The sequence below is a fragment of the Pseudomonas sp. GW101-3H06 genome (genome assembly GCF_059424605.1).
This window is the reverse complement of the sequence record NZ_JBWKZO010000001.1, coordinates 6,185,256-6,197,742: the sequence shown is the minus strand read 5'-3', so window position 1 is coordinate 6,197,742 and position 12,487 is coordinate 6,185,256. Positions and strand designations below refer to the sequence as shown.

The window sequence follows — 12,487 nt, the reverse complement described above, 5'->3', positions numbered from 1 at the left end:
CCCAGCTCTGGTTGTGCAACATCTGGTAACGCCTCCACAAACTGTTCGATTGAGAAGGCAAATGTGAGTCCTTATCATTTGTTCTCAATTTTTCAATCGAGAGAGCGCTCCCATGTTGGCACCGAAGCGTCTACTGACCGCACTGGCCCTGACTCTGATCGGCAGCACCGCCGCCCAGGCCGCCGACGAGGTGGTGGTCTACTCCTCGCGTATCGACGAGCTGATCAAACCGGTCTTCGATGCCTACACCGCTAAAACCGGTGTGCAGGTGAAGTTCATCACCGACAAGGAAGCGCCGCTGATGCAGCGGATCAAGGCCGAGGGCGAGAACGCCACCGCTGACCTGTTGCTGACTGTCGATGCCGGTAACCTCTGGCAAGCCGAGCAAATGGGCATCCTCCAGCCCTTCACCTCGAAAACCATCGATGCCAACATCCCGGTGCAGTACCGTGCCGCCTCTCACGCCTGGACCGGCCTGAGCCTGCGGGCACGGACCATTGCCTACTCCACTGACCGGGTGAAGCCGGGTGAGCTGACCACTTACGAAGCGCTGGCCGACAAGAACTGGGAAGGTCGCCTGTGCCTGCGCACGGCGAAGAAGGTCTACAACCAGTCCCTGACCGCCACCATGATCGAAGTCCATGGCGCCGAGAAAACCGAGAAGATCCTCAAGGGCTGGGTCAACAACCTGTCCACTGACGTGTTCTCCGACGACGTTGCGGTACTGGAGGCCATCAGTGCCGGTCAGTGTGATGTCGGCATCGTCAACACTTACTACTACGGCCGCCTGCACAAGCAGAAGCCTGACCTGCCGGTGAAGCTGTTCTGGCCGAACCAGGCGGATCGTGGCGTGCACGTCAACCTTTCGGGCATCGGTCTGACCAAACACGCGCCGCACCCGGAAGCGGCCAAGGCTCTGGTGGAATGGATGACCACGCCTCAAGCGCAGAAAATCTTCGCTGACGTGAACCAGGAGTTCCCGGCCAACCCTGCCGTTCAGCCATCTGCCGAAGTCGCGGCCTGGGGCAAGTTCGTAGCCGACACCCTGCCTGTCGAAGTCGCGGGCAAGCGCCAGGCCGAAGCGATTCGCATGATGGATCGAGCTGGCTGGAACTGAGTTGCCCGATATACTGCGCCCCGCTTATGCGGGGCGTTTGTTTTTTTGTGGCGCGCCTCTGACACTGTAGGAGCGGCCGGTCGACGCTCCTACAGTGTCGATCTCATCCATTAGATAGTAGAGAACCCAACCCGTGGCCCACCCTGCACAACGCCGCTGGTACCCCTTGGTCTTCGCCATCGCTGCGCTGGTCCTGCTGCCACTGAGTGTGTTGCTGCTTTCCTGGCAATCCATCGATCAACAGATCTGGTCCCACCTGTGGGACACGCAGATGCCGCGTCTGCTGGGTAACACCCTGACCCTGGTGGTTGGCGTCGGTGTGGGGGTGACGATCCTCGGTGTAAGCCTGGCCTGGCTCACCAGCCTCTGTGAATTCCCCGGCAGGCGTTGGCTGGATTGGGCCTTGATGCTGCCCTTTGCAATTCCGGCCTACGTACTGGCGTTCGTTTTCGTCGGTTTGCTGGATTTTTCCGGTCCCGTGCAAACCCTGTTGCGCGAGTGGTTCGGCACAAACCTGCGTTTGCCGCGCGTGCGTTCCACGGGCGGGGTGATTCTGGTTCTGGTGCTGGTGTTCTATCCGTACGTTTACCTGCTGGCGCGTACCGCGTTCCTCGCTCAGGGCAAAGGCCTGATGGAGGCCGCGCGAGTGCTGGGGCAATCGCCATGGCAGGCATTCTGGCGGGTGGCCATGCCCATGGCGCGTCCCGCCATCGGCGCTGGCGTGGCGTTGGCGCTGATGGAAACCCTGGCGGATTTTGGCGCGGTGTCGGTGTTCAACTTCGACACGTTCACTACCGCGATCTACAAGACCTGGTACGGGTTTTTCAGCCTTTCCACCGCTGCACAACTGGCCAGCCTGTTATTGCTGGTGGTGATGGTGGTGCTGTACGGCGAGCGGCGAGCGCGCGGGGCCAATCGGGCGAGCAATGAACGGCCACGGGTCAAGGCGTTGTACCACTTGCATGGCATCAAAGCGTTGTTGGCCACGGGGTGGTGCGCTCTGGTGTTCGCCTGCGCCTTTGTCATTCCGGTGCTGCAACTGTTGGCGTGGTTCTGGCAACGTGGGCGCTTCGATCTGGATGAGCGTTACAACGGCTTGATTCTCCACACCCTGTACCTGGGCGCGATGGCTGCGTTGATCACCGTTGGTGTTGCGCTGATATTGGCATTTGCCCGGCGCCTGGCGCCGACCCAAGGGATCCGCGCCGGGGTCAGCCTGGCCAATCTTGGCTACGCCTTGCCCGGTTCAGTGCTGGCGGTATCGATCATGCTGGCGTTCAGTTACCTGGACCGCGAACTGGTGATCCCGCTCTCCGGCTGGCTCGGTGGCGCCGGCAAACCACTGCTGCTGGGCAGTCTGTCGGCGCTGCTGCTGGCCTACCTGGTACGATTCATCGCCGTGGCTTACGGGCCGCTGGAGAGCAGTCTGGCGCGTATACGGCCATCTTTGCCCGAAGCGGCACGTAGCCTTGGCGTCAGCGGGCCACGACTGTTTTTCAAAGTGTATCTGCCCTTGTTGCTGCCCGGCTCGTTGAGCGCAGCGCTGCTGGTGTTCGTCGATGTGCTCAAGGAAATGCCCGCAACCCTGCTGATGCGCCCGTTTGGCTGGGACACACTGGCCGTGCGGATCTTCGAAATGACCAGTGAGGGCGAGTGGGCGAGGGCGTCTTTGCCGGCACTGACCCTGGTTTTGGTCGGACTGCTACCGGTCATCGGATTGATTCGACGTTCGGCCCATCAAAACAGCTAGGTGTCAGTCCTACACCTTGCGGCTACAATGCGCGGCATTCGGTGCGGTCTGTCTGACAGACAAGGCAGTAGAAGTCGGCTGTAGGCCTTTTGTTTCAAGGCTTTCACTCGATACAGCACTCGCCCGCACCTTCGCCACGCCCGGAAGGAGAAACCCATGGGACAGCGTACGCCTCTGTATGACCTTCATCTCGCCCTCGGCGCGAAGATGGTCGATTTTGGCGGTTGGGATATGCCTCTGCATTACGGATCGCAGGTCGAGGAGCACCATGAGGTGCGCCGTGATTGCGGTGTTTTCGATGTATCCCACATGACCGTTATCGATGTCGACGGCCCCCAGGCCAAGGCCTGGTTGCAGCATTTGCTGGCCAATGACGTCGAGCGCCTGCACAGCTCCGGCCGCGCGTTGTACAGCACCATGCTCAACGAGCGCGGCGGCATCGTCGACGACATGATCGTCTACCGCCTCGATGACGGTTATCGTCTGGTGGTCAATGCTTCAACCCGCGATCAGGACATGGCCTGGATGCAGGCCCATCTTGACGGCTTCGATGTGCAGCTCAGCGAACGTTCCGAGTTGGCGATGCTGGCGATTCAAGGCCCTCACGCCCGGCAGAAGGTTGCTGAATTGGTGACCCAGTCCCGCGGCAACCTGATCCAGCTGCTCAAACCCTTCGAAGGACAGCCCGATGGTGACTGGTTCATCGCGCGCACCGGTTACACCGGTGAAGACGGTCTGGAAATCATCCTGCCGGCCGATCAGGCGCCGGGGTTTTTCAACGATCTGGTGGGGGCGGGTATCTCTCCGATCGGCCTGGGCGCGCGGGATACCTTGCGGGTCGAGGCCGGCATGAACCTGTATGGCCGGGATATTCATCAAGACGTTTCACCGCTGGCCTCCAACATGGCCTGGAGCATTGCCTGGGAACCGGCCGCTCGCCAGTTCATCGGGCGAACCGCGCTGGAAGCCGAACGCAGCGCTGGCGTACAGCACAAACTGGTCGGTCTGGTCCTTGAAGAGCGTGGGGTATTGCGCGCTCATCAAGTGGTCCGTATCGCCGATGTTGGCGAAGGAGAGATCACCAGTGGTAGTTTCTCTCCTACGCTTAGCAAGTCGATTGCACTGGCGCGCGTGCCGATGGCAACGGCCGACCGCGCGGAAGTGGAAATCCGTGGCAAGTGGTACCCGGTCCGAGTGGTCAAACCGACCTTCGTACGCCATGGCAAAACCTTGATCTAACCTTTTCTGGCGGCAATCACCGCTGACAATATCCTTGAGGACACAGAACATGAGCGATATCCCTGCCGACCTGCGTTTTGCCGAAAGTCACGAATGGGCCCGCCTGGAAGCCGATGGCACCGTCACCGTGGGCATCAGCGATCACGCGCAGGAAGCGCTGGGTGATGTGGTGTTCGTCGAACTGACCGAAGTTGGAAAAGTCTTCGCTGCCGGCGATCAATCCGGTGTGGTGGAGTCGGTTAAAGCGGCGTCCGACATCTATGCCCCGGTGTCCGGTGAAGTGATTGCGATCAACGAAGACCTGAGTGCTTCGCCTGAGCTGCTGAACTCCGACCCCTATGGCGCGTGGATCTTCAAGCTCAAGCCAAGCAATACCGCCGAACTGGAAAAACTGCTCGATGCAGCCGGTTACAAGGCCGCCATCGGCGAGTAAGCCATTAGCGTCATCCCCAAGCCCCGATCCGTCGGGGCTTTTTGTTGCCTGCCCAATGTCCCACAAGGGTCAGTAGGCTCTGCCAGAGGTTCGCTGTCGGCATCGACTGCTATGCTGGTTTGACCGTGTTGCATCGACGTTGAGCGCCAGTCAAGAGAGAGCCCGTCATGTCCCAGTTGCCGTCCTTGAGCCAGTTACACGACCCCAATGCCTTTCTTCGCCGCCACCTCGGGCCGGATGCCGCCGAGCAGCAGGCCATGCTCGACAGTCTCGGCCTCGGCAGCCGGGTTGAACTGATCGAGCAGACAGTGCCACCGGGGATTCGCCTGAACCGGGCGCTGGATTTACCGCCGGCCCTCGACGAAGAGGCTGCGTTGGCCAAGCTTCGAGGCTACGCCGAACAGAACCAGGTCTGGACCAGCCTGATCGGCATGGGGTATCACGGCACACTCACGCCAGCTGTCATCCTTCGAAACGTGCTGGAAAATCCTGGTTGGTACACCGCGTACACGCCCTATCAACCGGAAATCGCCCAAGGGCGGCTCGAAGCACTACTGAATTTCCAGCAATTGACCATCGACCTGACCGGGCTGGAACTGGCCAATGCCTCGCTGCTGGATGAAGCCACCGCGGCGGCGGAAGCCATGGCCCTGGCCAAACGGGTGGCCAAGTCGAAAAGCAATGTGTTCTTTGTCGATCAAAACTGCCATCCACAGACCATTTCCGTGGTGCAGACCCGCGCCGAAGGCTTCGGCTTCGAGTTGATCATCGACGCTGTGGATAACTTGAAGCAGCACCAGGTATTCGGCGCGCTGCTGCAATATCCCGACACCCATGGCGAGATCCGTGACCTGCGTCCGTTGATCGATCATCTGCACGCCCAGCAGGCGCTGGCCTGTGTGGCGGTGGATCTGCTGAGCCTGCTGCTGTTGACGCCGCCTGGGGAATTGGGCGCTGACGTGGTGTTTGGCTCTTCCCAGCGTTTCGGCGTGCCCATGGGCTATGGCGGGCCGCACGCGGCTTTTTTTGCCAGCCGCGACGAGTTCAAACGGGCAATTCCCGGGCGGATCATCGGCGTGTCGAAAGATGCTCGCGGCAACGTTGCCCTGCGCATGGCCCTGCAAACCCGTGAGCAACATATTCGTCGTGAAAAGGCCAACTCGAACATCTGTACCGCGCAAGTACTGCTGGCCAATATCGCCAGTTTCTATGCGGTCTACCACGGCCCGGAAGGGCTCAAACGCATTGCCCAGCGCGTCCACCGACTGACCTGCATCCTCGCCGCAGGCCTTGAGCGCAAGGGCATCACGCGCCTCAACCGGCATTTCTTCGATACCCTGACCCTGGAAGTCGGCGGCACCCAGACCGCGATCATCGAAAGCGCCCAGGCCGCGCAGATCAATTTGCGCATTCTGGGGCGCGGGCAATTGGGCTTGAGCCTTGACGAAACCTGCGACGAATCCACCGTAGCCAAGCTGTTCGATGTATTCCTGGGCGCCGATCATGGGCTAAGCGTCGATGAACTCGATGCCGAGGCGCTGGCTCCCGGTATCCCGAGCCCTTTGCAAAGAACCACACCCTATCTGCGCCATCCGGTGTTCAATGCCCACCACAGCGAAACCGAGATGCTGCGCTACCTCAAGCAGCTGGAAAACAAGGACCTTGCGCTCAATCAGTCGATGATCCCGCTGGGCTCTTGCACCATGAAACTCAATGCCACCAGCGAGATGATTCCGATTACCTGGCCGCAGTTCGCCAATCTGCATCCGTTCGCACCTAAAGAGCAGGCGGTGGGTTATTCCTTAATGATCGAAGAGCTGGAGCGCTGGCTCTGCGCGATCACTGGTTTCGATGCAATCTGCATGCAGCCCAATTCCGGTGCCCAGGGCGAGTACGCGGGGCTGCTGGCAATCCGCAAATATCATGAGAGCCGTCAGCAGGGCGGGCGGGATGTCTGCCTGATCCCGTCTTCAGCCCACGGCACCAACCCGGCCTCGGCGCAGATGGCCGGGATGCGTGTGGTGATTGTCGAATGTGACGAAGCAGGCAACGTCGACCTGGATGACCTGAAAGAAAAGGCCGCGGAAGCCGGCGACAAGCTCTCCTGCCTGATGGCGACCTATCCGTCGACCCACGGCGTGTACGAGGAAGGCATCAGCGAGATCTGCGAAGTTATCCACAGCCATGGCGGCCAGGTCTACATGGACGGTGCCAACCTCAATGCCCAGGTAGGGCTGGCGCGGCCGGCGGACATTGGTGCCGATGTGTCCCACATGAACTTGCACAAGACCTTCTGCATTCCCCATGGCGGTGGCGGACCGGGCATGGGCCCGATTGGCGTACGTGCGCACCTGGCGCCGTTCGTCGCCAATCACCCGGTGGTGCCGATCGAGGGGCCGTTGGCGCAGAACGGTGCCGTCAGTGCCGCGCCTTGGGGCAGCGCGAGCATTTTGCCGATCAGTTGGATGTACATCGCCATGATGGGGCCGCAACTGGCCGATGCCAGCGAAGTGGCGATCCTCGCCGCGAATTACCTGGCGCGGCATTTGTCCGGGGCGTTCCCGGTGCTCTACACCGGGCGCAACGAGCGGGTGGCCCATGAATGCATTCTGGACTTGCGACCGCTCAAGACGTTGACCGGTATCAGCGAGGAAGACGTCGCCAAGCGCCTGATGGACTATGGCTTCCATGCACCGACCATGTCGTTCCCCGTGCCGGGCACGCTGATGATCGAACCGACCGAAAGTGAATCGAAGGCGGAGCTGGACCGTTTCATCGGCGCAATGCTGCGCATCCGCGCGGAAATCACCGAGGTACAGAACGGCAACTGGCCGGCCGAGGACAACCCGCTCAAACGAGCGCCGCATACCTTGGCCGATATCACCGGGATTTGGGAGCGTCCCTATAGCATCGAACAAGGTGTGACGCCGGATGCTCACACCAAGGCCCACAAGTACTGGCCGGCGGTGAACCGGGTGGACAATGTGTATGGAGACCGGAATCTGTTTTGTGCCTGTGTGCCGCTGGATGAGTACCGCTGAGACCTTCTGGCGGCGTATAACCCCTGTGTGCGAGCCTGCTCGCTCCCACAGGGGAGTTCTGTATGCCAATAAAAATGCCGCTCAAGTGAGCGGCATTTTCTGTTTGGCTGCAAGCTTATTCCGAAGCCACGGCGTTCTTCGCCAAAATCGCGTTCGCCAACTCCATGTCCGTGGCCTGCAGGCCCGGGTTGTCGGCGCGGACTTTCTGCATCGCGGCTTCCAGATATGGGCCGCGAATGCCGCCGTCACTGGCGACGAAGCTGCCGGCATCGTCCTGGGCTGCAACGATCAGCTTTTGATCCTTGAAGGTCAGGTAGGTCGAACCGGTGGTTGCACCGGAAGTAAGAACGTTACGCCAAAAGCTATCAGCCATCGCCGAACCGACAGGCAGGGACAACAGGGCGATGGTAGCGACAGCAAGTTTGAGACGCATATAAGGTAACTCCACTGGATAAACTACCGCCTTTGATAGCGATTCCCCCAATCGAGTTCCATTGCCCCTTACCTACTTCTGCTCGCTCTGCGGCGTCACGCGCAGGACCTCCTCGACGGTGGTCAAGCCGGCCGCCACCTTCTGTGCGCCCGACAGGCGCAAGCTGCGCATGCCTTCCTTGAACGCCTGACGCCGCACCGCCAGCAAATCGGTGTCGGGACTGATCAGCGCTTTCAGACCGTCGGTCAATTGCATGATTTCGTACACCCCGGCGCGGCCGTGATAGCCGGTGTCGCGACACTCCGGGCAGCCGATGGCGCGTTGTGCGTGGGTGGGCAGGGGGGCTTGCCAGGGCCGGGTCAGTGTTTGCCAGTCTTCTTCCCCCAGGGTGTTCGCAGCCTTGCAGTGGGGGCACAAGGTTCGCACCAGCCGCTGGGCCATGACCCCGAGCACCGTGGCCTTGATCAGGTAATGCGGCACGCCCAGTTCCAACAGGCGGCTGATGGCGCTCGGTGCATCGTTGGTGTGCAGCGTCGACAGCACCAGGTGCCCGGTGAGGGCGGCCTGGATTGCCATCTCGGCGGTTTCGAGGTCGCGGATCTCGCCGATCATGATGATGTCCGGGTCTTGTCGCATCAGTGCGCGCACCCCGGAAGCGAAGGTCAGGTCGATGTTGTGCTGGACCTGCATCTGGTTGAACGCCGGCTCGACCATTTCAATCGGGTCTTCGATGGTGCAGAGGTTGACCTCCGGCGTCGCCAGTTTCTTCAGTGTGGTGTACAGCGTGGTGGTCTTGCCGGAACCGGTCGGCCCGGTGACCAGAATGATGCCGTTGGGCTGACGGGTCATGTCCTGCCAGCGCCGCAGGTCATCGGCTGAAAACCCCAGCTGATCGAAGTCCTTGAGCAACACCTCCGGGTCGAAGATCCGCATGACCATTTTTTCGCCGAAGGCAGTCGGTAGGGTCGACAGCCGCAGCTCCACTTCGCCGCCGTCCGGGGTCTTGGTTTTTACCCGGCCATCCTGGGGTTTGCGTTTCTCCGCGACGTTCATCCGCCCCAGGCTTTTGAGGCGGCTGACGATGGCCATGGTGACTTGCGGCGGGAACTGGTAGACGTTGTGCAACACGCCGTCGATGCGAAAGCGCACCGTGCCTTGTTCACGCCGGGGTTCAATGTGGATATCGCTGGCGCGCTGCTGGAAGGCGTACTGGAACAGCCAGTCGACGATGTTGACGATATGCGCATCGTTGGCATCCGGCTCCTGATCGCTGGCGCCGAGATTGAGCAACTGTTCGAAATTGCCCAGGGTGCTGGTCTGCTGATCGGCGTTGCTCGCCCCCGTGACCGATTTGGCCAGGCGGAAGAACTCAACGCTGAAACGCTGGATATCCGCCGGGTTGGCCACTACACGCTTGATCGGCAGTTTGAGTACGTGCGTCAAGTCGGCTTCCCAGCCATTGACGTAGGGCTGGGCGCTCGCCACCGTCACGGCGTCGCGGTCGATGGAGACCGCGAGAATCTTGTGGCGTTGGGCGAAGGCGTAGGACATCAGCGGTGTCACGGCTGCGACGTTGATTTTCAGCGGGTCTATACGCAGGTAAGGCTGGCCCGCCTGTTGGGACAACCACAGGGTCAGGTTTTCCAGGTCCAGGTGCTTGCCGGGGCGGCTGAGGTCGTTCAGCTGTTGGTTGGCGATGAATTCCAGGGGGTGCATCTGGCCATGAGCGGCGTGGCGGCGACGGGCATTGAGCGCCTGTTCGGCCGAGTCCTGGCTGATGAAGCCCTGGGCGACCAGCTCACGCAGCACATCATTGAGATCCAGCCAGCGGTCCTGAATGGCGAGTTGAACGGACATGCGGGCTCCTTATGAACAACAGTGCGCAAAGGATAGTCGTGGCGCCACAGACCGTTGGGCCACTACCCGACGAAGCCGTATCGGTTTTTTTCAGCCGGTTGCCTGAGCGGCGTTAACCCAGGCAGGGTCGGCACTTTGCAGATCCACCGAGCAGACGCTGATCAGGTTGCGAAGTTTTTCTGCGATCACTTGGGCACGGTGCCAGCTCAACCCGTCGATGACCACCTCGATGGCCAGCAAGTCATCCTGGCGCAGCACATGCACCTCATCCGGCGTCAAGAACTGCAAGGCAAACAGGTTGAGCGCGCGGCACAGCAGGTCGGGCTCGGCTTCGGCCAGTAATTGGTAGCGCACGCGCGAGTGCACGCTACTGACATTCCAGACATCGGCGCGGGTGTTCAGGGCTTCCAGGTGCGGCATGGTTGTTCTCCATCATCAATGGAGAAATTTTTACATTCGGTGGCGGGTATTTCTTATCTATGATGGGCTCAATGGCAGCCAACTCGAATAGAATAATTCATAAAATCATCAATAAAAGGTTTTTCTATGCAAAGCGAACTGGACGGCTACGACCGCAAGATCCTGGCGTTGCTTCAGGAGGACGCATCGCTTTCCAGTGCGCAGATCGCCGAGCAGGTGGGACTTTCGCAGTCGCCCTGCTGGCGGCGGATCCAGCGGATGAAAGAGGAAGGGATCATTCGCGCCCAGGTGACCCTGCTCGACCGCAAGAAAATCGGCCTGAACACGCAGATTTTCGCGCAGGTCAAACTCAACGCCCACGGGCGCTCGAACTTCACCGAATTCACCGAGGCGATTCGTGGGTTTCCCGAGGTGCTGGAGTGTTACGTATTGATGGGGGCGGTGGATTTCATGTTGCGGATCGTCGCGGCGGACATCGAGGCGTATGAGCGTTTCTTCTTCGAGAAGCTGTCGATGGTGCCGGGGATTCAGGAAGTCAACTCGATCGTGGCTTTGTCAGAGATCAAGTCCACGACGAGTTTGCCGGTCTGAGGTTTTGTGGTGAATGTGCTGGCCTCTTCGCGAGCAAGCCCGTTCCCACATTGGATCTGTGTCGTACACAAATCCAATGTGGGAGCGGGCTTGCCCGCGAAGGCGTCCTTACAGGCGCAGCAAAGTCTTCCAGGCTCGATTCTGATACACCGCAATCGCCTGCTGCTTGCGCGCATCCAGGGCTTCGTCGGTGATCGGTTCGTTGGCCAGTTGCGCCAGTTTATTCAGCTCGCCATACAGGCGATCCATTTCCGGGATTTCCAGCACGTTGCGCGCGTGGTGCAGCCAGGCCTGGATACGTTCGATACGCGGCAGTTGCTCGGCCAGGTCTTCCGGTTGTTGCTGGTAGCGCTGCAATTGCAGCGAGTTGGCTTCTTCGCCCAACAGTCGCGGCAACCAACTGCCCAACTGCGCGCCGCCCTGGCGATTGCCACGGGTGTTACGGTCGGCGGTCCAGGTGCGGGCCAGCAACCAGCGTGAAGTACTCAGGGAGAACAGGCCCCAGCGCGGGTCTTCGAGTTCTTCGAGGAACTGTTCCGGCGCGGCTTTACGCACGTCTTCATCATCCATGCCAGCCTGGACCAGCGGGCGCCAGTCTTCCAGCAAGGCATCCAGTGCGGCGCGCAGGTCGTGAGTCGATTGACGCGGCGCGGCTTGGCCGAGGCTGCTGACCAGTGCACGCAACTCGGCGAGGTTTTCCACCCAGTCTTGCAGCAATCGCCAGTGGCCGTTGAAGCGATACTGCTCGGCCAGACGCTGACTGCTGGCCAGCAAATGCCAGCACAGAGCGGCGAAGGCGTCGTCCAGCGGCGTTTCGGCGCTGAGTTGCGGTGCCGGCAAGCTCAACGAGTAGCTGCTGGCGTCGTGCAAACGATAACCGCGTTCGGCCTTGCTGATGTCACACGGCATCAGTGGCAGGGTCGCGGCCAGTTCAGCGGCCAGTTCCAGCAGCGCGGCCGGTTCGCCTTCGCGCAATTCCAGTTCCAGTTCGCAGATTTCTTCTTTCTGCTTGCCGACGATCACCTGGCCCAGGTCCAGCGCGGCTTCGATGACCACTTTGGACTTGCCGCGACCCCAGGCGATCTCGGCGTATTCGCGCACGAAATCGGTGGTGAAAATCGGCTTCAGGGTTTTCTTGTCCAGTTCGGCCAGCGCTTCGGGCCAGCATTCGCCGTCGAGTTTCTTCACATCAAGCTTGGCTTTGGGCAGGTGCCATTCGTACTCGTTGCGCTCGGACAGACCGGCGACGCTCTGGCCACGGGTTTTGAGGGTCTGAATCACGGCATCGCCATCTTTGCGCAGGCGCAGGGCCACCTTGGCGCGGGCCAGGTCGCGTTCGGGCGTGTCGAAGTACTGGTTCATCAACTCACGGCTTTCCCAGCCACTTTTGTTGCGTTTTTTCAGTAACGGGTGCTCGCGCAGGGCGGCGAGGGTTTCGCGGCTGACGCGGAGTTTGATTTCGGTTTCTTTCTGCATGGCCGGAAAATCCAGGATCGGGAGCGCAGCCGGGGGGAATGTGTGGCTGCCAAGGCTGTGCAGTGTACAGGACTGATCGGCGCTGCGTGCCGCAACGGTTTATTCCTGTCATTGGATGGCTCTATGATGG

10 protein-coding genes are annotated in these 12,487 nt (G+C 60.5%); 6 read left to right on the top strand and 4 right to left on the bottom strand.

The genetic code is table 11. From position 1 onward, the window contains the following. The first annotated feature begins 112 nt into the window (after positions 1-112). From AC07ZE_RS28580 to gcvP, 5 genes are all read left to right on the top strand, one after another. A complete protein-coding gene (locus AC07ZE_RS28580) occupies positions 113-1,117 on the top strand; it encodes an extracellular solute-binding protein (RefSeq protein WP_207267679.1) in 1,005 nt (334 codons plus the stop codon). A gap of 133 nt (positions 1,118-1,250) precedes the next feature. After that, positions 1,251-2,867 carry an ABC transporter permease gene (locus AC07ZE_RS28575; RefSeq protein WP_207267678.1) on the top strand — a complete coding sequence of 539 codons (1,617 nt, stop codon included), beginning with the start codon at positions 1,251-1,253 and terminating at the stop codon, positions 2,865-2,867. A 156-nt stretch (positions 2,868-3,023) separates the two neighbouring features. Further along, positions 3,024-4,106, top strand: a complete 1,083-nt coding sequence (gcvT, locus tag AC07ZE_RS28570; protein ID WP_207267677.1) for a glycine cleavage system aminomethyltransferase GcvT — start codon at positions 3,024-3,026, stop codon at positions 4,104-4,106. Positions 4,107-4,155: 49 nt separating this feature from the next. Next, positions 4,156-4,539: a glycine cleavage system protein GcvH gene (gene gcvH / locus AC07ZE_RS28565; RefSeq protein WP_207267676.1), complete on the top strand. Its 384-nt coding sequence runs from the start codon at positions 4,156-4,158 to the stop codon at positions 4,537-4,539. Positions 4,540-4,706: 167 nt separating this feature from the next. After that, the gene (gene gcvP / locus AC07ZE_RS28560; RefSeq protein ID WP_207267675.1) at positions 4,707-7,580 is read left to right on the top strand and encodes an aminomethyl-transferring glycine dehydrogenase; all 2,874 of its coding nucleotides are present in this window, start codon (positions 4,707-4,709) and stop codon (positions 7,578-7,580) included. A 115-nt stretch (positions 7,581-7,695) separates the two neighbouring features. On the opposite strand, the gene AC07ZE_RS28555 is transcribed toward gcvP, so the two are convergent. The 3 genes from AC07ZE_RS28555 to AC07ZE_RS28545 all read right to left on the bottom strand — a co-directional run bounded on the left by AC07ZE_RS28555 (position 7,696) and on the right by AC07ZE_RS28545 (position 10,290). After that, positions 7,696-8,013, bottom strand: a complete 318-nt coding sequence (locus AC07ZE_RS28555; RefSeq protein WP_207267674.1) for a DUF2388 domain-containing protein — start codon at positions 8,011-8,013, stop codon at positions 7,696-7,698. Between the two features lie 72 nt (positions 8,014-8,085). Beyond that, complete coding sequence (tfpB, locus tag AC07ZE_RS28550; RefSeq protein ID WP_207267673.1) at positions 8,086-9,870, bottom strand: type IV pilus assembly ATPase TfpB; 1,785 nt, start codon at positions 9,868-9,870, stop codon at positions 8,086-8,088. Positions 9,871-9,960: 90 nt separating this feature from the next. Next, positions 9,961-10,290, bottom strand: coding sequence for an ACT-like domain-containing protein (locus tag AC07ZE_RS28545; protein ID WP_207267672.1), 330 nt, complete (start codon positions 10,288-10,290; stop codon positions 9,961-9,963). 126 nt (positions 10,291-10,416) lie between these two features. Here AC07ZE_RS28545 and AC07ZE_RS28540 point away from each other — a divergent pair, with 126 nt between their 5' ends. Beyond that, positions 10,417-10,881: an Lrp/AsnC family transcriptional regulator gene (locus AC07ZE_RS28540; protein ID WP_095196284.1), complete on the top strand. Its 465-nt coding sequence runs from the start codon at positions 10,417-10,419 to the stop codon at positions 10,879-10,881. Positions 10,882-10,989: 108 nt separating this feature from the next. Here AC07ZE_RS28540 and AC07ZE_RS28535 read toward each other — a convergent pair whose 3' ends face one another. Beyond that, entirely contained in the window at positions 10,990-12,357 is a 1,368-nt protein-coding gene (locus AC07ZE_RS28535) for a CYTH domain-containing protein (RefSeq protein WP_207267671.1), read from the bottom strand. Positions 12,358-12,487 lie beyond the last annotated feature (130 nt).